This is a genomic window from Tautonia sp. JC769, assembly GCF_040717455.1.
Lineage (GTDB): Bacteria > Planctomycetota > Planctomycetia > Isosphaerales > Isosphaeraceae > Tautonia.
On record NZ_JBFEFH010000018.1, the window covers coordinates 49,363 to 74,740 of the forward strand.

Below are 25,378 nucleotides of genomic sequence, written 5' to 3' on the forward strand. Positions count from 1 at the left end.
CAAAAATCGTCATCGAATCAGGTAAACATGGCCGCGATCTTGCCCATGAACGGCTTCTGCTTCTCGCCGCCGATCGGGGCGAAGCTGCGGGCAATCTCCGTGATCGACCGCGTGACGCGGTGCTTCGGGGCCTCGGATTCCAGCGGGACTCCCTTGGTCCGGGCCGCCCCGACGATCTCCGACACGTTCGGGATCTGCCAGCCGATCGGCGCGCCGAGCGTCTCCTCGGCCTTCTTCAGGCCGATCGTCGTGATGTCCGACCCCACCCGATTGACCACCACCCGCACGCGATCGGCCAGGCCGTCGATCTCCCGGAAGATTTGCATCAAGCGGGCCCCGTTCCGCAGCCCGCAGACGTCGAGCTGCGTCACCAGCAGCACCGTGTCGGAACGCTCGAGGGCCACGAAGTCGGTCTCCTGGAACCCCTTGCTCGCATCGACCACCACGTATCGGAACGCGCCGAGCAGCAGGTCGATCAGGCGCCGCAATCCCTCGAGATCCACCTTGACCGCGTCCTCCATCGCCGCCGGGGCCGGCAACACGTAAACGCCCGACTCGTGTCGCGTCAGTGCCCGATGCAACAACGCCTTGTCATACCGGTCGATGTCCGAGACCACGTCGGAGATCGTCAGCTCGGGCATGACGTCGAGCAGCGTGTCCACGCAGCCGAGCAGCAGGTCGAGGTCCACCAGCGCCACGCTCGCCCCGGGGGCCTTGGTCAGGGCGACGGCCAGGTTGACCGCCAGCGTGGTGCACCCGACCCCGCCGGCCGACCCGATCACCGTCAGCATCGTGCCCCGGCCATCGGGGGGGAGCGACGCCTCGGGCAGCAGGCGGGCGACCGCCGTGCGGGCCTCCTCGGCATCGATCGGCAGCGGCAAGAACTCGGAGGCCCCGGCCCGGAGCGTCCGGAGGATCGTCTCGCCGTCGCGCGACCGGCTCGCCGGCAGGACCGCGACGCGGGCGGCCCGATCCTTCACGTCTCGAATCGCGGCCAGGGCCCGCTCCGGGTCGGCGTCCAGGACGATCACCACCAGCTCGCAAGACGACGCCTCGATCTGGCGCAGGGTCGCGTTGTAATCCGAGCACGTGTCCACAACCTGGACGGTCCCCAGATTCGTCAACGCGGCCTTCACCGCCGCTTGCGAGGCGGGGTTCGGGTCGACCAGGAGCAGTCGTCGCGCAGTGTCCATGAGCTCGACCGGTGTCTCGGCGTCGGGCGGGTCTCGCTGTGTCCCGATCTGGAGGACAGCGTCACCCGGGGGGGGAAGGAATGGCTGCTGCGTCCATCGCAGGGAACTGGCCATCGAGGCGGAAGGGGGCGCGGACTTCCACGGTCTCTCCCGCCTGCGGGATGATGTCCGGCGTCGGCTCCGGCTTCGGGCCGACCAGCCGCGTGTGAGGGGCTCGGCGTCCCGCGAAGATCGTCAGCCGCCGCGGCGCCTCGATTTCGGCGGGGGGCGCCTCGTCGGCGATGATGGGCGGCCGCGGCGCCGGGGGCGTCGGTTCCGGCACCGGCACCGGAATCGGCTCCGGCTCCGGCTCGGGTTCCGTCTCGGGTGCCGGTTCCGGGGTCGGGACCTGGGTGATTTCGACGTCGTTCAGCCCCCGGAGCGACAGCGTGATCGGGCCGTTTTCCATCGCGCTCGCCAGGATTTGCACCTCTTCGGGGGCGACCTCCAGGGTCACGGTCCGGGCCTCGATCGACCGGTCTTCGGGGCTCTCGAAGACGGTGCCCGAGGCCAGCACGCGGATGTTCTCCAGGACCACCCTGGCCCGGCCGGGCGTCTCGGCGTTCGGCTGCAGCACATCGACCCGGTAATCGGGCAGGATGAAGCCCGAGACGCCGGTCTGCTCGTCCACCCGCACGGCGAAGGCCCGCTTGCCCGGTGTGATCCGCGCGATCATCCCCGTCGGCGTCCCCTTCACGGCGAGCTTGCCGTCGAGGATCACGTCCCCCGGCAGCATCCGGATCGTCGCCCAGCGGTCGAGGGCCTGCTTCACGTCGGTGAGCGCGCCGCTGGGGACCATCTCGGTCGGGATTTCCTTCGACTCGATCATCTCGGGCGTCAGCGTCTCCTCGACCCGGATCTCCCGGCTCGCGACCAGGACCAGGGTCTTCGGGATCTCGCCGGAGGGCTCGCGACTCAGGACCGACCGGACCCCCCACATGGCCCCCAGCCCGCAGAGCGCGGCGAGTCCGAGCAGCATGGGTGCCTTGCTGTTCATCAGGGTGCTCCACTGCCCCCTCGGGGCGACTCGCTCACATCAAAAGACCGTGGTATGCCATGTAGCCGATCGACCCGATCGCCAGGGGGATGCCGTAGGGCAGGAGCCTCATCGTCGGCTTGCGCGCGGCGGCCCGCTCGGCCAGCGCGTCGGGATGCTTCACGGCGGCGATCTCGCGGGCGATGTGCTTGCCCATCGACCAGTGCCGCCGCCACTCCCCGCTCCAGGCGATCATCCCCAGGGCGATGACGCCCCCCACGATCGCCGAGACGGCCAGCGCCTCGGCCGCCATCAAGGGACCGACCCAGGCGCCGAAGCCCGCGAACATCTTCACGTCGCCCGCCCCCATGCCGCCGATGGCGCAGACGATCATCAAGGGGACGAAGCCGACGACCATCCCGGCCGCCGACCATCCCAGGCCCCCCCATCCTGCGGTCCAGGCCCAGTAGGCCAGCCCGCCGGCGGCCAGGTGGAACGTCAGCCAGTTCGGCACCCGGAGCTGGCGGCCGTCGATGATCGCCGCCTCCACCAGCAGGGCCGAGACTAGCCAGGCGGCCCCCATCGGCAAGGTATAAGGCATCGCTCGTGATCCTCCCTCGTGCGGTCGCCCCGATGGCCCGGCCCCCCGAACCGTCTCTCAGGCGTCCTTCGTGTGCAAGAAGCCTAGGACATGAATGAGCGAAGGGCCTCTCGGCAACCGGCTTTTCGAGCCGCATCGCCGGAGGCCCCCCGGTCTGCTTCCTGCGAGGCGGTCCGACCGCCTCGGCATCAGTTCACGCCCTGGATCGCCGTGTCGACGTTGCCGAACGTGGTGTTGAGGCTCGTGCCCAGGGCCCGGACGCTGACGATGATCGCCACGGCGATCAGGGCGACCATCACGGCGTACTCGACCGCCGTCGGGCCGTCTTCACTCTTGATGAAACCGCGAACTCGTTTGATGAACGTGCTCATGGGTGTTTCCTGACTCTGGGGGCCCTCGCTCGATCGTGCCCGAGACCGGCCCCGGTTCCGTTCGTCCGAATCCTGCGTCGCTCCTGATCGGCGATCGGGCCGCGACACCTTCCGAATCGACTGATGCTGGCGTCTGCGTCTGATCATGGCCCGCGACGTTTCCCCCGCGGGGCTGACAGAACCCTAGGTCAGATTTCCGGGGCGGGTGGCCCGGCCGCCTCGAAAATGTTGCCGGGAATCGACGCGGCCCGCGGCTCAGTTCCCGTCATTTCTCCAGGTTCACACTTCGCGCCGTCTCGTCGATGGCGACGAGGGTGTTCCCCTGGTAGTAACGCACCCGGAGCAGCCTCATCGACTCGACCCGGGTGGCCTGCCAGCCCACCCCGGAGAACTCCACCGAGGTCTCCGGCCGATAGCCCGACATCGACGTCAGCGACGTCGGCACCGTCACCCCCAGGTTCGCCCCAGACCCCTGGCCGAAGCGGCCCCAACTGGTCGATTGCCCCTCGATGATCTGGTACGACATCGTCCCCCCGGAGAGGCCCAACGACTGCGTCCAGGCGATCCGCTCGTCGGGGTGGGACAGCTGCGAGGTGTGTTGCGTCGACGTGGCCAGCACGGAGTCGGCGTTGTACGCGATCACTTCCAGCCCCCCCGACCGGAAGGACGGCTGGCTCCGATAGTTCAGGTTCAGCGCGATGAACTGGCCCATCTGCGTGGCACTGGGGCTCATCGACGTGGTGATCTGGGGCCCTTCGGCGATCGGGTCCGGGGCGATGATGACCAGCTCCCAGTCCTCCTCGACCCGATCGAAGGGCGGTGGCGTGCCCTGCGCCGAGGCGGTCCACGCCCCGGCCGAGGCGATCCACGCGACGGCCAGCAGCGGCCCGACCGCCTGGGCAATCCGTGGTCGATTCATGCGTCTTGCTCCCTGTGTTGACTCGGAATTCAGAACGAACGTGACCCGCAACGACGGCCGTCGCCGCGCCGCGGTCCGGCTAGCGCGACAGGTTCAGCCGGATGAGACCGCCCGAGGTCCAGCCGGGCTGGACCTCGCCCGGGATCGCGGTCGGATCGCGCGTGAGCGCCGGCTGGACGATCACGTACTTCGGGTTCCCCTTGAAATTGACCGCCAGCACGCGGACCGACGCGAAGTCGATCACCTTGTACTGCGCGTTGTTCCCGTTCCCGGAATTCTCCGAGTAGATGGGAATCGTCCGCGGCTTGCCGATGATCGCCTCCAGGTCGTCCTTGATCCCGGCGCTGATGCCCGGGTCGCCACCGAGCATGACGTAGTCTCTTCCCTGGTTGTCGGTCTGGTTGAGGGTCAGCTTGCCGCCCGGATACCTCGACAGTTGCTGCGGGGTGACCCCGTACCGGATCTGGGCCCCCAGGGTGCTCGTGCTGTTGTTCGAGGTCCCGATGTTGACCGTCCCCCAGTTGCCGGGGGATCCCGACTTGACCGGGTACAGGACCGACTCCCGAATCCCGTCCGCCCCGGTGGTGACCTGCCCCGTGTTCGTGTCATATCGATACGTGTCGCCGTTGCTCGAGCTGGGGCTGATCATCCGATCGTAGGCGGTCTTGTCCAGCACGATCGGCAACAGGTCGGCATTCTGGTCCGACTCCGAGCTGAACCCGGCGATGCTGTAGTTCATCGCCGTCGCCGTCCCTCGGACGCGGACGGCCGCACCGTCGATCCCGATCGCCCTCGCGAAGAAGGCCGGGACGATGCCCCCCCGCTCCTCCGATCGGGCCGCGCGCACCTGGACCGAGTTGAAGTTCGCCGCCCACGCCGTGTCGCTCAGGAATGGGCTGGCCGGGTCCAGCGGATCGGCGATGTACCCCAGCACCACGTCCCCGTTCGGCGCGTTGAACGCGTTATTCACGATCACCGGCGGCTGGCCGAGCACCCGATTCTGCGCGACGTACTGCTGCGCCCGGCCGTGGGCCGAGGTGAAGATCGTCTCCAGCGAGACGTTCGGGTTGATCCGCCGTTCGTCGGCCAGGGCCGAGGCCCCGGCCAGCGCGCCGGCATCGGCCGCGATCCCCAGCTGGTGCCGGGCCACGGCCAGCACCGTCGTGTCGACGGCCAGCGCCACGAAGCCGAGGATCGCGGTCATCATCACGGCCGAGAGCACCAGGGTCGCGCCGCGCCGCCTGCCGACCGCACGGGCTCGTCCTCTCATGATCGGCTCCTCCTGCGACGGGGCCGTCGCGTCACGGGTTCTTCTCGCTGCACATCGTCGCCGAGGCCACGACCGTCGTGTCCTCGAACGCGAAGGGATTGCCCAGCCAGCTCACGTCCTTGAACGGCACGCTCAGCCGGACGCTGATCGCCGCCGGCGCCTCCGCGTTCAGCCACGACCCGCTCGGGCTGCTGATCTGCACCGAGGGGGCGATGCCCGTGCCGGCCAGCGCCGCGTTGATCCGGGCCTGCACGGCCGCCTCGGTCTGGCCGGGCAGCACCGCCGTCCGGCAGCCTTCGCGCGCCGCGACGTGCAAGAGCTGCGACACCATCCCCAGGCGAGACGCCTCGATCGTGCCCAGGATCAACGCGAGGAACAGCGGCAAGATGATCGCCATCTCCACCGCGGCCGCCCCGGATCGCCCACGACCGCGCCGACGCGAGACGCGCATCTCGGAGACCTCCTTCCTGACCCGCCCGGCATTGCGACACATTGCCTTGCCTCCCCATGCTCGGACGGCACGCGCGACTGCGGCCGCACCCCCGGAGGGATCTCCAGGACTGCGGTCCTCCCTGGAGAAGCCTAGTTCACCCTTCCGCGTCGCCCTGCAAATCGGGCCCGCCGACTGTTTCCTCCCGGCATCATCGCAGTTCGGCTTGCCACCGCGGCCGGTCGTTCGATACAATTCACCCTTTTCCCGAACCACACTTTGACCCAGGCAGACCGCCGGAGCGTGTGCCGTGGCCGTACCGAAGCGGCGTACATCGAAGTCCAAGAAGGGGATGCGTCGAAGCCACGACGCCCTCCAGTTCAACGTCATCCTGATCAACTGCGAGCAGTGCGGCACCCTGAAGCCTCGCCATACGGTTTGCCCCGATTGCGGGACCTATCGCGGTCGTCAGGTGTTGAAGATCGGTGACGAGGAGTAAGCCGGGCCAGCTCAGAGCGCCTCTGTTGCTGTGCTGGCCATGATCAGGAGTCAGTCCGATGGGACGGCAGTGCGAAGTTAGCGGCAAGAAGACCTCATTCGGCAACCACGTCACCACACGCGGCAAAGCCAAGTACCTCGGCGGTGTCGGGACCAAGATCACCGGCATCAGCCGACGGAAGTTCAAGCCCAACCTGCAGACGATCAAGGTCTGGCTGCCCAACGGCACCACCCGCCGCGTCCGCGTGGCCACCTCGGTCATCCGCGAGGGCAAGCTCACGCTCGAAGTCGATGGAAAGATGCAGACCTTCCCCCTGATCAAGGCCTCCAAGGGGAGCCGTCAGGCCCGGGAAAAGCTCGGCAACCTCTTCCCCCTCTGAGTTCCGAGCACCCCACCCACCGCGACCCGATCGCACCCGCGATCCGATCGCCCTCCTTCGGGGAGTCTGGGCCGCACCCCCGGCCCGACCTCCCCGGCGAGCGGCTCCCCATCCCACCGCCCGCCCGCCGGCCGAACCCCGTCCTGGTCGCCGCCCCGGGGCCTCTGCTCCCCCGCCCGATCACCCGCCACGATTCAGCCCTCCCCGGCCCCTCGCCCCCGATCCCCCGCTGTCATCCCTCCGACCCCCCGAGGGGTCTCCGGCCCGACGTCCCGGCCTCGGAATCGTCCGTTCATTCCGGCGCTCGCGATCGGCGGTTCCCTCTTCACCGCGCTCCCCGATTCGGGTTCAATCAAACAACGGTCCAACGCCCTGCCCGACGCCCGGTCTCCGAGCGATTCGGGACGCGGGGCGCGACCGTCGCCTTCCGATCGCCGGCGGTCTCGCAATCCGGCCGCACTCGGAAGGCTTCTCTCCCGCCGAATCGGACGAGCGAGCGAGGCGCTTCAACCATGGACGAGGAGTTGTTCAGGAGCTCTCGATCGGGCCGGCAGCCCCCGCCCCGCGAGGAGACCCGCTTCGAGGGCCGCTCCTCCCCGACGCCCGAGCCCAGCACCGATGACGACGCCTCGGCCTTCGAGCTGCCCGCCGTCCATCGCTACCTGGTCCAGCTCATCGTCGATCGAGACGAGGCCGATGCGCTCTATCGCCGGTTCGTGCCCAGCCTCTCGAACGACGCCCGGAACCACCCCGACCCCCACGACCGCCGCCCCCGGATCGTCTTGCGGACCGCCCTGATCCGATGGCTCGTCGACCTCCAGCAGTCGGGCCAGTGCCCGATCCCGATCCCCGAGCTTGACGGCCCGATCGAGTCGGCCCGCTTCGACGCGATCTGGAGATCCGAGCTCCTGGAACGCACCTGGCAACGGCTCAAGGATCTCCAGGAGGAATCCGGTCAGCCCTTCTTCCTCGCCCTCCGTCAACGCTACGAGCGGCCGGGCCTCTCCGCCCCCGAGCTGGCCGATCGGCTCGCCCGGGCGCTCGATCGCCCCGTCACCCCCTCCCAGACCCAGCGACTCCTGCGCCGGGCCAACGAGCACTTCTCCCGAATGCTCCTCGACGCCGTCATCGCCACGCTGCCCCACAATCCGCCCTTCGCCACCATCGAGCGCGAACTGATCGAGACCAACCTGCTCGCCTTCTGCCGAGAGGTCATCGGCAGGCTGCGCCCTCCCCCCCCGTCCCCCGGCCGGCGTCCTGCCGAGTGACGCGATCCCCTCCCCGGATCGCACCCAATCCCCTCCCCCAAGCGAAAACGGGGACGGACGACGCGGGCCTCCGCCCGGTCCCCCGCCCCCGCGATCACTCCCGCCACTCCGGGCCGACCGGCGGCCGGCCGCTCCCCTTCGAGGAATTCCCGTCGGCAAGCGGCGTCGGGGGACGGAGACCCCCCTCCTCGGATTCGAGCAGGAGGGTCTCCGTCTCCGATCCGGAACTCTTGACTGTAGGAGGGGTCTCCGTCCCCGGATCGGGATTCCTCTAGTTCGCCTCTGCCGGGACGGCATGGGCGTTGAGCCGATCGACCAGCTCCACGGCGTCGTCCGCTCGTTTCCGGTCGGCATACTTGGCCAGCGGGGCCGATTGCGAGCCGTCTCTGTAGATCCCGACGACCACATGCAGGCCCCGAGACTCGACCACCTCGGCCCGATCGAACAGCCCCGATCGGATCAAGGAGGCCAGGTTTCGCTGCCAGAGTGCCGTGTCGTTGAGCTTCTTGACCATCGTGACCTCCCTGACTTGTCCGCCACGGTGATGAGACCTGATGGTGAACGGCCGTGCCGTTCTGTCTGTCATTCTACGGTGGGCGTTGGGGAATTGTTCTCACAAAGAGATTCGACGGTCCCCCCCGAATCTTCGCCTCGGGGGCCGATTGCGGCAGTTTTAAGCGTCGGGAGGGTCAAGGCAGACGCGATGCCCGTCCGATAACCACCCCCAGGACACGGGTTTCCGCAATCCTCTCGATCGGGCACGGAGGCGATAACGATGCGAAGGGCGCAAGGTCCTCGGCCAGCGCGCGGTCCTCGCCGCAGGATGCAGCCGAGCTTCGAGGCGCTCGACGGCCGCTTGCTTCTCTCGGGAGTGACGCCCGTCGGCGGGAAGCTCGGGCCGTTCATCGCTCCCGGGGCGATCCGGCCCCGCATCCAGCAGGCCCCTGTCCGCGTCGACGCCTCACCGGCGGTCAACCAGTACCTGGTGCAACTGCTCGGCCCCGAGGCCATGGAACCGATCCGGGCCCAGGCCGCGGCCCGGGGCGTGGCCGGCCGCTCCATGCTCTATCAGGCCGTGCTCGCCCAGCCGCTCGTCAACGCCATGCTCGGCTCGGTCGATACCTATGCCCTGCTCAACTCTCCCGCGGCGCAGACGCTGGTCGGCTTCTCGGCCGCCCCCGAAGCCCCGCCCGAGGAGCAAGAGCCGATCCAGTTCTTCGTGCCGGAGTCGAACCTCCTGTTCCTGGGGACCACCGAGGCCACCATCCAGATCCCCCCGTCCGCCGGGCGAGCCGCCTTCACCGTCACGGTCCCGATCGGCAACCTGCAATCCCTCGGCGACGGCCTGTATCAGGTCGCCGTGCCCATCGATCAGATCCCCGGCGAGGCGACCCCGCTCCCTGCCGAGACGATCGGCACCGGCGCCCTCTCCTCGGTCTATCGCCAGACCGGCCCCCTCATGACCGAGGCCCTCCGCACCGGCCGGCCCTTCCGGGGCCTGAACACCCCGCCGGTCGTCCGCGGCCTCCGCCTGGCCCGGTCGCTCGGCGACCCCCGGCTGGTCCCCCCCGGGACGCAGGCCAACTACCTCCGGCTGCTCCGCGTGGCCGTCGAGCGGGACGCCTTCGCCACCTCCCCCGCGCAATCGCAGCGCATCACCGACGAGCTGGAAGCGTTCCTCTTCGACGTCCAGCAGCTCTCCACCTCGGGGGCCTTCACGCCGATCGTCCCCCCCGCGACCCCCGCGAACATGCTCGGAGGCGCCCGGCTGGGGAACACCATCCAGATCACCTCGGGGGCCGTCCGCGACCTGGTGAACGTCGCGGCCAGCCAGACCGGCCTGCAACTGTTCGGCCTCAATTTCCCCGGCCGGATCGATTCGGGATTCGTCATCGCCGCCAACGGCGACTACGGCCTGGTCCTCTCGGCCCGGGGACCGATGCAGGACGCCCCGGCCGGCTTCTCGACCGACACCGTCGGCGGCGACCTCCGCGTCCAGCTGAGCAACGCCCAGGCGATCACCGAGCTCAACGGCCTTCGGATCGAGGAAGGGACCTACCTCGGCTCGGTCATCTCGGGAGAGATCACCGCCTCAAGGACCCCCATCGGCCCCCGAGACCTCGTGACCCTGGGCGCCGCCGCCGGATTCGGCACCGGCCTCGACTTCGGCACGACCATCACCTACACCCGGGTGATCCCGCTCGGCAACCTCAACGCCCTGATCCCCCAGTATCCGGCACCCTGACCCGGCCGATCTGCTCGCGACGAAGTCAGGTTGCCCGGCCCGATCGCCGACCTTCGTAGGTCGGCGATCGGGCCGGGGGCCCCCCTCCGGGCGATCACGCGATCAGGTCTTGCAGGACCCGGCCGTGCACGTCGGTCAGGCGGAAGTAGCGCCCTTGATATTTGAATGTGAGCCGCTCGTGATCGATCCCCAGGAGGTGCAGGATCGTCGCGTGCAGGTCGTGCACGTGGACCGGGTCCTCGGCGATGTTGTAGCCGAACTCGTCGGTGGTGCCGTAGGAGGTGCCGGCCTTCACGCCGCCGCCGGCCATCCAGACCGAGAAGCAGCGGGGGTGATGGTCGCGGCCGTAGTCGGTGGCGGTCAGTTTCCCCTGGCTGTAATTGGTCCGGCCGAACTCGCCCCCCCAGACGACGAGGGTGTCGTCGAGCAAGCCTCGGCGCTTCAGGTCGATCACCAGCGCGGCGCTGGCCTGGTCGGTCTGCCCGCACTCGCGACGCATGCCGCCGGGGAGGCCGCCGTGGTGGTCCCAGTCCTGGTGGAAGAGCTGGATGCAACGCACGCCGCGCTCGGCCAGGCGGCGGGCGAGCAGGCAGTTGGCCGCGAAGGTGCCGGGGGTGCGGGCGTCGGCCCCATACAGGTCGAACGTCGAGTCCGGCTCGTCGGAGACGTCGGCCACCTCGGGCACCGACGCCTGCATCCGGTAGGCCATCTCGTACTGGGAGATCCGGGCGTCGAGCACCGGGTCGAGCGTCTCCTCATGCTCGAGCTGGTGCAGCTCCCTGAGCCGGTCGAGCATCTTGCGGCGGCCGGCGTCGGTCACGCCGTCGGGGTTCTGAAGATACAGGACCGGCTCAGCCCCGGCCCGGAACAGGACCCCCTGATGGGCTGACGGCAGGAAGCCGTTCCCCCAGAGCCGGGAGTAGAGCGGCTGGCCCGATTTGCCCTTGGTGATCAGGACGCAGAAGGCCGGCAGGTCTTCATTGTCCGACCCGAGCCCGTAGCTGAGCCACGAGCCGATCGACGGCCGCCCGGCGATCTGGGCGCCCGTCTGGAGGAAGGTGATCGCCGGGTCGTGGTTGATCGCCTCGGTATACATCGACTTGACGATGCACAGCTCATCGACGATCCCCGCCGTGTGCGGCAAGAGCTCGCTGACCCAGGCGCCGGATTCGCCGTGGCGATCGAACGTGAACAGCGAGCCGGCCAGGGGCAGGGTCGCCTGGTTGGCCGACATGCCGGTCAGGCGCTGGCCGCCCCGGACGGACTCGGGCAGGTCCTCGCCGTTGCGGTCGTTGAGGGTCGGCTTGTAGTCGAACGTCTCCAGTTGCGACGGGCCGCCGCTCATGAACAGGGAGATGATCCGCTTCGCCTTCGGCGCGAAGTGGGGCAGGCCGGGCAGGCCGGAGGCGTTCGCATCGGTCGCGGCCGTTGCGAAACGCCCCTCGCCGCCGAGCAGATGGGCCAGCGCCGCGGTGCCGATGCCGAGCCCCGTCTTCGCGAAGAAGTGGCGGCGGTTGAGCTGCAGGCCGGGATGGTCGGGGGGAGTGGGTTCGAGTCGCATCGGCTCACCGTTTCATGTGACATTCGTCGTGGTTGAGGATCACCTGCACGAGGACGGCGAAGGCGGCCTGCTCGACCGGGTCGAGGCTCGGGTCGGGCGGTTGGTCGCCGATGGCGAGGAAGGCCTCGGCGCGGGAAGGGTCATCCTGGAACTCGTCGATCTGTTCCTGATACAGCTCGGCCAGGATCTCGGATTCGTCGGGGGTCGGGGCGCGACCGATGGCGGATCGGAAGGCGAAGGTGATCCGGGCGTCGAGCGTCTCGCCCCCTTCGAGCATCGCCCGGACGGCGAGGGCGCGGGCGGCCTCGACGTACTGCGGGTCGTTCAGGAGCAGGAGGGCCTGGAGCGGGGTCATGGTGGTCGGCCGCAGGACGGTGCAGACCTCCCGGGCCGAGGCGTCGAGGGTGATCATCGACGGCGGCGGCGCGGTCCGCTTCCAGAAGGTGTAGAGGCTACGGCGGCGGCTGCCGGGCCCTTCGTCGCGGACGTAGGCCTGGCCGGAGTTCTCCTCCCAGATGCCGGCGGGCTGATACGGCTTGACCGGCCGGCCGCCGATCGTCTCGACCAAAAGTCCGCCGGCGGCCAGGGCGGCATCGCGGATCGTCTCGCCCCGGAGGCGACGGACGGGGCCCCGGGCGAGGAGGAGGTTTTCGGGGTCGCGCTCCCGGATCTCGGGATCGACGGTCGAATCTTGCCGGTAGGTGGAGGAGGTGACGATGGTCCGGATCAACCGCTTCACATCCCAGCCGGAGTCGATGAACGACCGGGCGAGCCAGTCGAGCAGCTCGGGGTGGGTGGGAGGATCACCCTGGCTGCCGAAATCCTCGGGGGTGGCGACCAGGCCGCGGCCGAACAGGTCCTTCCAGTGGCGATTGACGGCGACCCGGGCCGTGAGCGGGTGCTCGGGGTCGGTCAGCCATCGGGCGAGGCCGAGGCGGTTGCGGGGCTGGTCGGTCGGGAAGGGCAGGAGGGCCTCGGGGGTCCTCGACTCGACCGGGTCACGCGGGGCGTCGTAGGCCCCTCGGTCGAGCAGGAAGGTCTGGCGAGGCTCCTGCATCTCCCGCATCACCATCAGCTCGGGGATCGACTCGACGAGGGCCGATCGCTCCCGGCGCAGGTCGCGGAGGCCGGCCAGGCCGGCCCGGTACTCGGGGTCGTGATTCTCCAGGTAGTAGGCGAACAGGAGGTCGCGGCGCTCGCCCTCGGGCGAGGCGAACGCATCGGCAAGTGAGGTTCCGTCGTGCAGGTGGGCGACTTCGAGCGGGGTGAGGAGCCGGTCGGCGACCTTGACCTCGTCGATCAATCCGCCGATGAAGCCGCGGTCGCGGAACCGCTGGCCGAAGGTCAATTCGTCGCCGCCGCCTCCGGTGATGTCCTTGACCAGGTGGTCGCGGACGACCTCGACCTCCGCGGGCCGGCCGTCGACGTAGAGGGTGATCCCATCGGCCCGGCTCGATCCGTCGTAGGTCACGGCCAGGTGGACCCAGGTCTCGGGGGGCATGGGGTCGATCGCCCGGATGCCGATGGCGTTGCCGGGCCAGAAGTGGACGAGCGAGGCGCTGAGGCGGCCGTCCTCAATCAAGAGCTGATAGCCGCGGCTGCCGGCGTCGGTCCAGGCCCGGGAGCGGTGGAAGAGGACGGCACGCTCCTTGGTGTCGGGGGTCCTGGCCCAGAGGGCGACGGTGAAGGGGTCGTCCCGGGTGAAGTTGCCCATCGGCAGGACGAGGCTGTTCTCGCCGCTGAGGAGGAGCCCGCCGCCGACCCGGCCGTCGACCGGCTCGGGGGCGTCGACCAGGCGAGCGGGGGCCTCGGGGTTGGCCAGGTTCGGGGTCGTCTGGCTGTCGCTGGCGACCTCGTCGAGCGGGAAGTCGCCGATCAGGCCGGTCACGGTCGCGATCGGCTCGCGGTCGGGCCGGTCGAGCCAGGCGTCGAACGCCTCGCGGCGCCGGTCGGCCAGGAGGGCGAGGGCGGCCTCGGCGTCCCGGATCTGGGATTCAAGGGCTTCGATCCGTTGATCCTGGTCCCCCCGGGTGAGGAGCAGGGTCGGGGTGGGGGTGGCGTTGGTGAAGTGGGAGTAGAGGCCGGACTCGTCGATGTTGTCGAAGAAGCTGGAGAGCTCGTAATAGTTGCGCTGGCTGATGGGATCATATTTGTGGTCGTGGCAGCGGGCACAGCCGATGGTCAGGCCGAGGACGGCGGTGCCGAGGGTGTCGGTGCGGTCGGCGACGTACTCGGCGCGGAATTCCTCCTCGATGCTGCCCCCCTCGTTGGTCATGCGGTGGAGGCGGTTGAAGGCGGTGGCGAGGATCGGGTCGTCGCCGGCGTCGGGGTCGAGTTCGTCGGGGGGGATCAGGTCGCCGGCCAGCTGCCAGGTGAGGAATTGATCGAAGGGCATGTTGGCGTTGAACGATCGGATGACCCAGTCGCGCCAGGGCCAGACGGCCCGCTCGACGTCGGCCTGGTAGCCGTAGGTGTCGGCATAGCGGGCCAGGTCGAGCCAGCCGACGGCCAGGTGCTCGCCGAACCGGGGGGAGTCGAGCAGGCGATCGACGAGGCGCTCATAGGCGTCGGGGCGGTCGTCGGCGAGGAAGGCGTCGATCTCGGCGACGGAGGGGGGCAGTCCGGTCAGGTCGAGCGAGAGGCGGCGGATCAGGCGTTCGCGAGCCGCCTCGGGGGCGGGCGGCAGCCCTTCGGCGTCGAGGCGGGCGAGGACGAAGCGGTCGATCGGGTTGGTCGGCCAGGTCGGGGCGCCGACGTCCGGGACGGGGACCTCGCCGACCGGGTTGAATGACCAGTGCTGTTCCCATTCGGCCCCCTGGGCGACCCAGCGGCGGAGCAGGTCGATCTCGGCGTCGGAGAGGGTGCGGCCGGAGTCGGGCGGGGGCATGCGGTCGAGGTCGTCGTCGGAGGTGATCCGCCAGATCAACTCGCTCGCGTCGAGGTCGCCGGGGACGACGGCGAAGGCCCCCGAGGGGGTCTCGGCCAGGGCTCCCTCGTGGGTGTCGAGCCGGAGCCCCCCCTTGCGGTCGGCCTCGTCGGGGCCGTGGCAGTGGAAGCAGCGGTCGGAGAGGATCGGCCGGATCTGCCGGCCGAAATCGACGCGGCCCGGATCCGCCTGGGGCGCGTCGTCGGCGGACGCTGCTCGGATCGCCCCGATGCCGGGGGGCAGGAGGATGAGGCAGGCCAGGAGGAATGAGCCGACGGGGCCGGGTCGAAGCGGGTGGAAGCTCATGCGATGATCACCGGGGGCTGGCGATTGGCGATCGGCGGTCCCGAACACGACGGAGGGCGAGACGCACGTCCAGGGCGGGGGGGAGGGTCGTTCCTCTTATCATAGAGTGATGACGCGAGGGTTTCGAGGACTTCTTTGTCCGGCTTGCCGGTCGGGGCCGGGCCGCGATCGCACCGGAGGGGGCGGCCGATCGTCGGCCTGACCGGGGCGGGTGCGCCCGCCGGTGCGCGGCCCGGTGCGCCCGGGGGTGCAGATCCATCCCGTGTGACGGCAGTCACTTGCGGCCCGGAGGGTCCTTCGTTTCGTCGCAGCGGCCGGGGCCGGATGGGTTCGTTTCGCGCAGGCGATCGGGGGAGAGTGACGGCGGTCTTGGGGACGGCAGGGCGTGCTGGCGGGTCGGTCCGGCCCGATCCCGAGGGCTCACCGCAACCGGCCTGACGCGGGTCGACCGGGGCCGGCGGTCGTCGCCGCGCTCGGGGGCGGTGCGCCGTCCGGTGCGCCGAGGGGGGAGAATTCATTTCGTTTGGAGAAAAGGACTTGCGTCGGAGATAGCGGTTCGTTTCGGGGAGGGAAGGGGGGGCGATGGGTTCGTTTCGCGCCGGGGGGCGGGGAGCAGAGGCTGAGGAGACGTCGGGTTGCCAAAGAACGGGGAACGGTGGGGGCGGGGGACGCTCCGGACGGGCCGAGGCGGCGCGAGGGGCCGGGCCAGGGTCGCGAGTAGGGAGGACGACCCGCCATCCATCATCATCGGGAAATCGGGGAACCTTAGTCATCCGATCTGAGGACGCGAATGGGTGGGATCGGTCCCTGAAGGGGGGGATGAGGCGGGGGGAGGGGAGAGCCGTCGGATTGGGCAATTTCGGCAGAATCGGAGTGAATGCGTAAGGCGGGAGAGATGGGGAGCTGCCCGGGGCAGTTCGCTGAGTTAAACTGACTTCCGAAGGGGACGATGGGAAGCGGATGGGCGGATGTCGCGTGTCCTGGCTCGTTCGGGCGTGGTCCGGATCGGCAGAGAGGCGGAGGAAGGGCATGATTGGGCACGCAGTCGTCGGGAGGGGGCGTCGGCGTCGGTTCCGACCCGGGGCGGAACGGGTCGAGCCGCGATGCTTGCTGGCGACCTTTTTCGTGTTCAATACGAACGACGCGGGGGGCGGTTCGCTCCGGCAGGCGATCGAGCTGGCCAACGCGACGCCCGGGGCCGACTTCATCGAGTTCGCGATCCCGACCGGGGGGAACGTGCCGGCGCCGGGGTTCGACCCGGAGTCGCAGACCTGGACGATCGAGCTGCAGTCGCCCCTGCCGGCCCTGACCGATCCGGTGACGATCGACGGGCTTTCTCAGGCCGACGTGCCGCTGGCCTATTTCTACCCGGAGGACGTCGACGAGCCGGCCGCGATCCAGTCGGAGCCGAACACGGTCGCGGCCCTCGACGGGAACAATGCGGCGCTCCGCTTGATCGTGGACGGCAGCGGGATCGACCGGGGGCTGTATCCCGAGGCGGTCGGCTTCGAGGTCGCCACGAGCAACAGCAACCTGCGCGGCCTGGTCATCGACGGGTTCGACATCGGCGTGCGGGTGCCGGATCGGTCGCACGTCGGCAACCGGATCCAGGGCAACAGCATCGGCGGGTATTTCGTCTTCCCGGTCGACCTGCAGACGGGCGAACCCTTGCCGGCGCCCCTCGACGTGGAGTTCCGAGGGGCCGGCATCGCGGGAGACGCGGTCGTCGTCGCGGGGACGAACACGACGATCGGCGGCTTCAATGCGCAGGAGAACAACACGATCACGCTGGCCGGGGGGCGGGGGATCTGGATCCGGCCGGGGGCCGAGGGGAATCAGGTCTTCGGCAACCAGGTCGGGGTGATCGGCCCCACGCGCAACGGATTGTATGTCCAGGCGGGCAATGGGCTTGAAGGGATCCTGGTCGAGTCGTCGGCCGACCGGCTCGCCTCCAGCAACGCGATCGGCGGGCCGGAGGCGGGGTCGGGCAATGTGATCTCGGCCAACGGCAGCCACGGGGTCCGGCTGGTGGGCCCGGGGGCGACGCGGAACCGGATCGAGGGGAACTTCATCGGGGCGGCGCCCGGAGGGGGGTATCGGTTCGGCGCGGGGAACCCGGGGAACGGCGGAGACGGCGTTTTCCTCGACAATGCACCGTCGAACCGGGTCGGCGAGGACGCCGACGGCCGCCGGAACACGATCTCGGCGAATGGCGGGGCGGGGGTCCGGATCGCGGGGGCGTCGGCGACGGGGAACGTCGTCGCGGGGAACTTCATCGGCACGACCGCCGACGGCGGCGCCGCGCTCGGGAATGCGGGGGAAGGGGTTCGCGTCGAGCTGTCGGCCTCCGGGAACACGATCGGCCACGGCAACGTGATCTCGGCGAACCTGCGCGGGGTGTCGGTCGTCGGCGCGACGACGCGGGGCACCCTGATCGTGAACAACCGGATCGGCAGCAGTGCGTCGGGCCTGGGGGACCTCGGGAACGCTCAGGAAGGGGTTCGGATTGAAGGGGCGCCGGACACTCGTGTGATCGGCGACGGCGAGGGCTCGCAGATTGTCTCGGGCAACAACGTCGGCGTGGCGATCGTCGGGGCGACGGCCACGGGGAACCTGTTGGCGGGGACCTTCATCGGGACCGACCCGTCGGGCGAGCTGGAGCTGAACAACTCGCTGCAGGGGGTCCTGATCGAGGACGCGCCGGGCAACACGATCGGCGGGACGACGACGGCGGCGCGGAACCTGATCTCATCGAACCACTGGGGGGTGGACCTGGCCGGCCCGGGGACCGTGAACACGGCGGTGCAGGGGAACCTGATCGGCACGGACATCTCGGGGACGCTCGCGTTGAGCAACGAGGTGGACGGGGTCCGGATCCGGGACGGGGCCTCGGACAACCTGATCGGCGGGACGACGGTGGAGGCGGGGAACGTCATCGCCTTCAGCCGGCGCGACGGGGTGCGGGTCGAGGGGCCGAGCATCCGGAACCGGATCTGGACGAACAGCATCTTCGACAACGCAGGGCTGGGGATCAACCTGGTCGAGCCGCTCATCCTGGCGACGGGGCCGAACCTGCTGCGGCCGGCCCCGGTGATCGACCGCGTGCGGACCTCGACCGATTTCGCGAACATCGAGGGGTCGCTGGCGAGCGTGCCGGACACGGCGTTCGTGATCCAGTTCTTCGCCAACGAGACGCTCGACCCGTCGGGCAGCGGCGAGGGGAAGCGCTACCTGGGCGAGACGGTGGTGATGACCGACGCTTCGGGCGTGGCGGTCTTCTCGGCCGACGTGCCGGGGGCGGTCCTGCCGGGCGAGTTCGTGACGGCGACGGCGACCGACGCATCGGGGAACACCTCGGAGTTCTCTCCCGGCGTGGCCGAACTGCTCGGCAGCGTCCAGTTCGCCATGGCGGTGTACGAGGTGGACGAGTCGAGCGGCCAGGCGGTGATCGCCGTGACCCGGACCGGGGGGAGCGGGGGGCAGGCGACCGTCTCGTACGCGACGATGGGCGGGTCGGCCACGCCGGGGGTGGACTACTCGCCGGTGTCGGGGACCTTGACGTTCGACATCGGCGTGAATCTGCAGACCTTCACGGTGCCGATCCTCGACGACGACCTGGCCGAGGCGGTGGAGACGGTCGGCCTGGTGCTGACGAATCCGGCCGGGGCGGCGAATCTGGGGGACCCGGCGACGGCGGTCCTGCGGATCATCGACAACGACCAGCCGGGGACGATCGCCTTCGCGAGCCCGAGCTATGTGGTGTCGGAGGAATCGGGGCTGGCGACGATCACCGTGGTGAGGAGCGCCGGGGGCGGCTCGGTGTCGATCGACTACGACACGAGGGCCGGGACGGCGGTGCCGGGGGTCGATTACGTGCCGGTGTCGGGCACGTTGACGTTCGGGCCGGGGCAACTCGTGCAGACGTTCACGGTGCCGATTCTGTTCAATCCGGGGTCGGCCGGGTCGCCGGTGCTCGGCCTGTTCCTGGACGACCCGATGGGGGGGGCCAGCCTGGGGGTGCCGTCGTCGGCGGTGTTGACGATCGCGAATCTGGACGTGCCGAGGGTGGCGAGCGTGGTGTCGCAGTCGGATCGGCGCGGGTTTTTGACGATTACGGTCGGCTTCGACCGCGACATGAACGGCCCGAGGGCCGAGGACCTGCGGAACTACGGCTACAGCGTGCAGGTGCCGGGGCATAACCGGCGGATCGGCACGCGGGAAGACCTGCTGGTGCCGCTCGGGCCGCCCGTGTACGACCCGGCGACCCGGACCGTGACCTTGCGGACGCTCCGTCCGGTGCGGCCGGGGACGCCGGTGCAGATCCTGATCAATCAGGTGACGGGGGTCCCCGGCGCGGGGGTGGGCGTGGCGGACGACCGGGGCGTCCTGCTCGACGGCGACGGCGACGGCCGGCCCGGAGGGACGTTCTCGACCGTCTTCCGGAGCCCGAGGCCGACGCCGGTGCCCCGGCCCTGGCCTCCCTTCCAGCGCCCGGGCTGGATGTTCCGGGGGGGGCGGCTGCGGTAGGGTTGGAGTCGGGCAGGGGACGTGGGGACGTGGGGGCGGCGGCCTGACGTCGTTGGATCGAAGGATTCAAGGATTGGCGGATGAGTCGCATCGGGTTGTGAAGGGATTGTCCGGTGCATGGTCTGGCGGTCAGGGGTGTTCCGGCTCACTTCGATGAGTCATACCGATCCGCCTGGTTCAGTGTTCTCTCGTAGGGTCCGCTGTGCGGACCGATCCCTTTAACCCGTTAGGAGTTCGGTCCGCACAGCGGACCCTACAAGGGTAACTCTTCCGAGCAATTCGGTATCAGAAGGGAGCGGGCCGGATTGAGGGGTGGCCGAGGATGCGCCGGGCGGGGTGGCGAACGCGAGGACCCCTCACCCCGGCCCTCTCCCCGCCCGCGGGGAGAGGGGGACGGAAGGGTTCGGCCGGCGAGTGAGGCGATGCGGAGATCGGGGAGAGGAGAGTGGGGAGAGGAACCGTAGCCTGGCCCCGGGGCGAGGCGAGGTTGGATTCTTGAGGTCAGGCGAGGGCCTGGCGGAGGGCCTGGGCGGCCTCGGCGACGGCGGCCTTGCCCTGGGGCATGATGTGGCCGAGGTGGAAGAAGCCGTGGATCTGGCCGTCGAAGCGGCGGTGGGCGGTGGGGACGCCGGACTCGGCCAGGCGGCGGGCGAGGGACTCGCCCTCGTCGCGGAGCGGGTCGTACTCGACGGTGAGGACGAAGGCGGGGGGCAGGCCGGCCAGGTCGGCATGGAGGGGGGAGGCGTAGGGGTGGGCGCCGTCGGCGGGGTCGGCGAGGTACTGGCGCCAGTAGTATTGCATGGCGTCGCGGGTCAGGCCGAAGCCGGTGGCGCACTCGGCGTAGGAGGGGGAGTCGCAGGCGGAGTCGGCGACGGGGTAGATCAGGACTTGGAAGGCGGGGGCGGGCTGGCCGCGGTCGCGGGCCATGAGGCAGGAGGCGATCGCCAGGTTCCCGCCGGCGCTGTCGCCGCCGACGGCGATGCGGGCCGGGTCGATGCCGAGCCGGTCGGCCCGGGCGCGGACCCACTGGAAGGCGTGCGAGGCGTCTTCGGCGGCGGTGGGGAAGCGGTGCTCGGGGGCGAGGCGGTAGTCGACCGAGGCGACGACGCAGCCGGAGGCGTTGGCGAGGGTCCGGCAGGTGCCGTCGACCATGTCGCAATCGCCCACGACCCAGCCGCCGCCGTGGGAGAAGACGAGGGCCGGGCGGGGCGAGCCGGCCTCGCCCGCGGCGTCGCTGCCGACGGGCCAGTAGAGACGGAGCGGGAGGCCGGCGTCGGTGGCGAGATCCTCGACGCGGGCGACCGGCTCGCGGGGGACGTCGGCCATGCGGGCGGCCATCAGGGCTCGGGCGTCGGCCACGGGCATGGTGTCGAAGCCGCGGAAGCCGGTCATCTGTTGCAGGTCGAGCAGGGCCTGGGCGTAGGGGTCGAGCGGCATGAGGACCTCCGAGGGGGAGCAGGGCCGGACCGGGGCAGGAGGCAGGGGGCGAGACGCAGCGGGCGAGGGAATCGGGGCGAGGGTCGGGCGGACTCTGTCACCCGCTCCCCCCGATCGCGGGGGAGAGGGCCGGGGTGGGGGGGCCCGGGACAGGACGCATCGCCTTGCGATCCGAACGCGGCCCCCTCACCCGGCCCTCGGCCACCCGCTCCCCCGAGAGGGGGAGTGGGTTGGGGGAGGAGACGCCCTGCCCGGTCTGGCGGCGACTCTCGTCCCCGCGAAGGGGGGGCGGTCCTCCGATCGCTCGCGATCGAGAGGGGGGGCGGGGCTGAGAGGGCCGCTGTCTGTCGGGTACGAGTCGTGTTGGTGGTTCGAATGCCGAGGCTCAAGGGTAGCAATCGGGAGGGGCGGGGGATACCGCAGGCTTGCGGATTGATCGGGTTGGGGGGGGGCCGGAATGTCTGAGGTTTCTTGAGATAGCGCCGTTGGCAGCCCGGCAGCGAGTGAGTAACTTGAAGCCCTTCCATGCCCGAGCGAGGGCCGAGCGGCCCGGCCCAGGAAGGGGTCGGCAGGGGACCGGCGGGCGACCGTCGGACACCCTCGGGCGGCGGGCGGCGGGCGATGAGCGAGCGGTTCGAGTCCTCTCGGTGACGAGCGAGCCAGGGAGCATCAGAACACGATGTCCGACATTCCGATTCCGATCTGGTGGTGGGTGGCTCCGATCGGGGCGATCGCGGCCCTGGTCTCCGCTTTTGGGTTCTATCGGCAGTTGCTGGCCGCGTCGCCGGGCGACGAGCGGATGCGGGAGATCGCCGGATACGTGCGGGAAGGGGCGTTCGCGTATCTGAAGCGGCAGTACCTGGTGGTCGGCCTGGCGTTCCTGTTCCTGGTGGTCTTGCTGGCCGTGCAGTCGTTCGTCTTGAAGCAGCAGCACAGCCTGGTGCCGTTCGCGTTCCTGACCGGAGGGTTCTTCAGCGGGTTGAGCGGGTTCATCGGGATGAACACCGCCACCCTGGCCTCGAACCGGACGACGCAGGGGGCCAAGGAGTCGCTGAACCGGGGGTTGCAGGTCGCCTTCCGGGCCGGGGCGGTGATGGGCCTGGTGGTCGTCGGCCTGGGGTTGCTGGACATCAGCGCCTGGTTCTGGCTGCTGGCCTGGCTCCTGCCCCGGACGATCGACGGGTTCCACATGTCTTTGGAGCAGATCACGGTGGTGATGCTGACCTTCGGCATGGGGGCCTCGACGCAGGCGCTCTTCGCCCGGGTCGGCGGCGGCATCTTCACGAAGGCGGCCGACGTGGGGGCCGACCTGGTCGGCAAGGTCGAGGCCGGAATTCCCGAGGACGACCCGCGGAATCCGGCGGTGATCGCCGACAACGTGGGGGACAACGTCGGCGACGTGGCCGGCATGGGGGCCGACCTGTATGAGAGCTATTGCGGGTCGATCCTCGCCACCGCCGCGCTGGGGGCGGCCGCCGCGCTCGGGCTCCGGGCCGCGAGCGGGGAGGTGCTCAGCTCTGAGGCGATGATTTACGCGCAGGCTCAATTGGTGGCCGCGCCGATGATCCTGGCGGGGATCGGGATCTTGCTGTCGATTCTGGGCGTCTTCCTGGTCAAGACCGAGGAAGGGGCCACTCAGTTGAGCCTCTTGTGGGCGTTGAGGCGCGGGATTTACGGGTCGAGCGCGTTCATCGTGGTGGCAGCCCTGCTGGTCTGCTGGCTGGTCCTGCCGGGGAGCATCTGGCTCGGGGTCTTCCTGGCGATCACGGTGGGGTTGGTCGTCGGGATCCTGGTCGGGTACTTCACGGAGTACTACACGTCGGCCGACTTCGCGCCGACGAAGTGGATCGCCGACCAGAGCGTGACGGGGCCGGCGACGACGATCATCGCCGGCGTGGCGCAGGGGATGCTGAGCACCTGGGCGTCGATCGCGATCGTCGGCCTGGGGACGATCCTGGCGTACTTCATCGCCGGGGGCGGGGAGAACGCGACGTTGGGCCTGTACGGGGTCGGCTTCGCGGCGGTCGGGATGCTCTCGACCCTGGGGGTGACCCTGGCGACCGACGCCTACGGGCCGATCGCCGACAACGCGGGCGGCAACGCCGAGATGACCGGCCAGCCGCCGGAGGTCCGCGAGCGGACCGACGCGCTCGACTCGCTCGGCAACACGACGGCCGCGACGGGCAAGGGGTTCGCCATCGGGTCGGCCGCCTTGACGGCGTTGGCCCTGCTGGCGGCCTTCGTGGAGGAGGTCCGCATCGGCATCCAGCGCGAGGGGTTGACCTTCGTCGAGGCCCATCGAGGGGAGCTGGAGCTGGGCGGGATCTATCCGATCGGCAGCGGCAAGTATGTGGAGTTCTCCGAGGCGGTCGATCCCGAGACCGGCTTCTACCCGACCTATTTCGCGTCGAGCGGCGGGGCGCCCTTTGTCGAGGCCGACGGCGAGCTGGTGCGGGCGAGTGATACCCAGATCGTCGAGCACTACAAGCCGGAGATCGAGGCGGCCACGCCGATCATCAGCCTCGTGCGGGTCCGGACGGCGAGCCTGGCCAATTTCATGGACTACTACGGCGTGAACCTGATGAACCCGAAGCTGCTGGTCGGGGTCTTCGCGGGGGTCCTGATGGTGTTCGTCTTCTGCGGCCTGACGATGAAGGCGGTGGGACGGGCCGCCGGCCGGATGGTCGAGGAGGTCCGCCGCCAGTTTCGCGAGCTGAACCTGCTGACCGACCCGAACGCCAAGGCCGACTACGCCGAGTGCGTGACCATCGCCACCCGGGGGGCCCAGCGCGAGATGATCGTGCCGGCGATCCTGGCGGTCTCGGCCCCGCTGGTCGTGGGGATGGTGCTCGACGTGAGCGGCCTGATGGGCCTGCTGGCCGGGGCGCTGACGGCCGGGTTCGCGATGGCGATCTTCATGGCCAACTCCGGCGGGGCCTGGGATAACGCGAAGAAGTACATCGAGGCCGGGGCGATGGGGGGCAAGGGGTCCGACCCGCACAAGGCGGCCGTCGTGGGAGACACGGTGGGCGACCCGTTCAAGGACACCTCGGGGCCGAGCCTGAACATCCTCATCAAGCTGATGAGCATGGTGGCGGTGGTCTTCGCCGGGGTGATCGTGAAGTATGCCCCGCTGGTCGGCGATTACCTCGGGATCAACTGACGGAGGGCGGTCCCGAAGGGGGACCGCCCGGCATCCCGTCGGCCGCTCCACGGGCCGATTGACGGGGTGCCGGGCGATTGCGACGGGGTTCGCCCCGTCGGGGCATCGGAGGGCGGGGCGGGCATGAGACTGGCGCGTTGGGTGTTCCTGGTGGCCGGGCTGGTCGGCCTGGCCGCGATCGTGCCGCAGTACGCGCTGGAGGGCTGGATCAGCCGGCGATACCCGCCGGCGATCGCCCATCCGGAGTATTTCTATGGGTTTGTCGGTCTGGCGGCGGCCTGGCAGGTGGTCTTCCTGGTGATCGCGAGCGACCCGATCCGGTATCGGCCGTTGATGCTCGTCGGCGTGCTGGAGAAGGTGGCGTTCGGGGGGGCGGCGTTGGCCCTGTTCGTGCAAGGGCGGGTCGGGTGGTCGGTGGTCGGCCCGGGGGTGGTCGATCTGGCCCTCGGGGTCCTGTTCCTGGTGGCGTATCGGGCCTCCGGGGCCGGGGCGGGGGCGAGCCCGGGCGGCGGGCCGGCCCGGTTGGATTGACGGCGAGCCGACGCGATGGAACGTCGGGATCACCTGAGGAGACCGATCCGATGAGCCACGAGTCGATTTCCGAGGGGACGAGGGCCCGATTGCCGGCCGGGCCGCGCCGGGGGGCGATGATGGCGGCCCTGGCGGTGGTCCTGATCCCGATGATCCTGGTGCCGCTGTCGGCCGTCTTCGCGAGCCTCTCGGCCGAGGAGGCGGACGGGCTGCCCATCTGGGCCGTCCAGGCGTTCCGGCCCGAGCTGCTGGTGGCCTGGGTCGCCGCGGCCCGGCTGCCGGCGGCGGTCCTGCTCGGCTACGGCCTGATCCCGCTGGCCGTGCCGCCGGCGTTGGCGGCCCTGGGCTGGGGATCGGTGGGGCGGTGGGCGGCGCTGGCGGCGTTCTGCCTGCTGGGGTCGGTGCTGACGGCCTTGCTCGGGCTGGGAGTGTTGCTGGAATTGATCGCGCCGGGCGCCCCCGGGGCGGGAATCCGGCTGGAGGTGCTGGCCGGGCTCTGCTGGCCGTTGCTGGCGATCGAGGGGGGCGGCTGCCTGCTGGCGGCGGCCCTGGGCGGGTCGGACGTGCCGATCCCGGGGGGCGTCGAACGGCCCTGATCGGCGAAGCCGAACCGCTGGTGCTAGGCATTTGGGCCTCGGCTGCCTACAATGGTCGCTTCCAACGGTCGAGACGCCACCCGATTCCCCGGCCGCCTCGCGGCGGCCTCCCGGGGAATTCCGGGCATGGCGGCCGTTTGC

19 protein-coding genes are annotated in these 25,378 nt (G+C 70.0%); 8 read left to right on the top strand and 11 right to left on the bottom strand.

Annotation, left to right across the window (positions count from 1 at the left end):
• Positions 1-17: 17 nt before the first annotated feature.
• From AB1L88_RS17505 to AB1L88_RS17535, 7 genes are all read right to left on the bottom strand, one after another.
• Entirely contained in the window at positions 18-1,193 is a 1,176-nt protein-coding gene (locus AB1L88_RS17505; RefSeq protein ID WP_367097974.1) for an AAA family ATPase, read from the bottom strand.
• A 61-nt stretch (positions 1,194-1,254) separates the two neighbouring features.
• Entirely contained in the window at positions 1,255-2,229 is a 975-nt protein-coding gene (gene cpaB / locus AB1L88_RS17510) for a Flp pilus assembly protein CpaB (RefSeq protein WP_367097975.1), read from the bottom strand.
• 34 nt (positions 2,230-2,263) lie between these two features.
• Positions 2,264-2,809, bottom strand: a complete 546-nt coding sequence (locus tag AB1L88_RS17515) for an A24 family peptidase (RefSeq protein WP_367097976.1) — start codon at positions 2,807-2,809, stop codon at positions 2,264-2,266.
• Between the two features lie 188 nt (positions 2,810-2,997).
• Positions 2,998-3,180 (bottom strand): Flp family type IVb pilin, encoded by a 183-nt coding sequence (locus AB1L88_RS17520; protein WP_367097977.1) that lies wholly within the window; start codon positions 3,178-3,180, stop codon positions 2,998-3,000.
• A gap of 265 nt (positions 3,181-3,445) precedes the next feature.
• Positions 3,446-4,099, bottom strand: a complete 654-nt coding sequence (locus AB1L88_RS17525; RefSeq protein WP_367097978.1) for a hypothetical protein — start codon at positions 4,097-4,099, stop codon at positions 3,446-3,448.
• Between the two features lie 79 nt (positions 4,100-4,178).
• Positions 4,179-5,369, bottom strand: coding sequence for a pilus assembly protein TadG-related protein (locus tag AB1L88_RS17530; protein ID WP_367097979.1), 1,191 nt, complete (start codon positions 5,367-5,369; stop codon positions 4,179-4,181).
• 31 nt (positions 5,370-5,400) lie between these two features.
• Entirely contained in the window at positions 5,401-5,820 is a 420-nt protein-coding gene (locus AB1L88_RS17535) for a TadE family protein (protein WP_367097980.1), read from the bottom strand.
• A 289-nt stretch (positions 5,821-6,109) separates the two neighbouring features.
• Between AB1L88_RS17535 and rpmF the strand changes: the two genes are divergently transcribed.
• From rpmF to AB1L88_RS17550, 3 genes are all read left to right on the top strand, one after another.
• Entirely contained in the window at positions 6,110-6,298 is a 189-nt protein-coding gene (rpmF, locus tag AB1L88_RS17540; RefSeq protein WP_169977831.1) for a 50S ribosomal protein L32, read from the top strand.
• Between the two features lie 58 nt (positions 6,299-6,356).
• Positions 6,357-6,677 carry a 50S ribosomal protein L28 gene (gene rpmB / locus AB1L88_RS17545; protein WP_152053323.1) on the top strand — a complete coding sequence of 107 codons (321 nt, stop codon included), beginning with the start codon at positions 6,357-6,359 and terminating at the stop codon, positions 6,675-6,677.
• Between the two features lie 512 nt (positions 6,678-7,189).
• The gene (locus AB1L88_RS17550; RefSeq protein WP_367097981.1) at positions 7,190-7,945 is read left to right on the top strand and encodes a hypothetical protein; all 756 of its coding nucleotides are present in this window, start codon (positions 7,190-7,192) and stop codon (positions 7,943-7,945) included.
• A gap of 271 nt (positions 7,946-8,216) precedes the next feature.
• Here AB1L88_RS17550 and AB1L88_RS17555 read toward each other — a convergent pair whose 3' ends face one another.
• Positions 8,217-8,459 carry a hypothetical protein gene (locus AB1L88_RS17555; RefSeq protein ID WP_367097982.1) on the bottom strand — a complete coding sequence of 81 codons (243 nt, stop codon included), beginning with the start codon at positions 8,457-8,459 and terminating at the stop codon, positions 8,217-8,219.
• A gap of 309 nt (positions 8,460-8,768) precedes the next feature.
• Between AB1L88_RS17555 and AB1L88_RS17560 the strand changes: the two genes are divergently transcribed.
• Positions 8,769-10,190: a hypothetical protein gene (locus AB1L88_RS17560; protein WP_367097983.1), complete on the top strand. Its 1,422-nt coding sequence runs from the start codon at positions 8,769-8,771 to the stop codon at positions 10,188-10,190.
• Between the two features lie 94 nt (positions 10,191-10,284).
• Here the strand turns inward: AB1L88_RS17560 and AB1L88_RS17565 are convergent, their stop codons facing one another.
• Together AB1L88_RS17565 and AB1L88_RS17570 are read right to left on the bottom strand one after the other, a co-directional pair.
• Positions 10,285-11,751 (bottom strand): DUF1501 domain-containing protein, encoded by a 1,467-nt coding sequence (locus AB1L88_RS17565; protein WP_367097984.1) that lies wholly within the window; start codon positions 11,749-11,751, stop codon positions 10,285-10,287.
• 4 nt (positions 11,752-11,755) lie between these two features.
• Complete coding sequence (locus AB1L88_RS17570; RefSeq protein ID WP_367097985.1) at positions 11,756-14,983, bottom strand: DUF1553 domain-containing protein; 3,228 nt, start codon at positions 14,981-14,983, stop codon at positions 11,756-11,758.
• A gap of 1,029 nt (positions 14,984-16,012) precedes the next feature.
• On the opposite strand from AB1L88_RS17570, the gene AB1L88_RS17575 reads away from it, so the two are divergent.
• The gene (locus AB1L88_RS17575; RefSeq protein ID WP_367097986.1) at positions 16,013-19,510 is read left to right on the top strand and encodes a Calx-beta domain-containing protein; all 3,498 of its coding nucleotides are present in this window, start codon (positions 16,013-16,015) and stop codon (positions 19,508-19,510) included.
• 501 nt (positions 19,511-20,011) lie between these two features.
• On the opposite strand, the gene AB1L88_RS17580 is transcribed toward AB1L88_RS17575, so the two are convergent.
• Complete coding sequence (locus AB1L88_RS17580) at positions 20,012-20,947, bottom strand: alpha/beta hydrolase (RefSeq protein WP_367097987.1); 936 nt, start codon at positions 20,945-20,947, stop codon at positions 20,012-20,014.
• A 679-nt stretch (positions 20,948-21,626) separates the two neighbouring features.
• Between AB1L88_RS17580 and AB1L88_RS17585 the strand changes: the two genes are divergently transcribed.
• From AB1L88_RS17585 to AB1L88_RS17595, 3 genes are all read left to right on the top strand, one after another.
• Positions 21,627-24,110, top strand: coding sequence for a sodium-translocating pyrophosphatase (locus tag AB1L88_RS17585; RefSeq protein ID WP_367097988.1), 2,484 nt, complete (start codon positions 21,627-21,629; stop codon positions 24,108-24,110).
• A gap of 123 nt (positions 24,111-24,233) precedes the next feature.
• A complete protein-coding gene (locus tag AB1L88_RS17590) occupies positions 24,234-24,641 on the top strand; it encodes a hypothetical protein (protein ID WP_367097989.1) in 408 nt (135 codons plus the stop codon).
• Positions 24,642-24,691: 50 nt separating this feature from the next.
• Entirely contained in the window at positions 24,692-25,237 is a 546-nt protein-coding gene (locus AB1L88_RS17595; RefSeq protein WP_367097990.1) for a hypothetical protein, read from the top strand.
• Positions 25,238-25,378 lie beyond the last annotated feature (141 nt).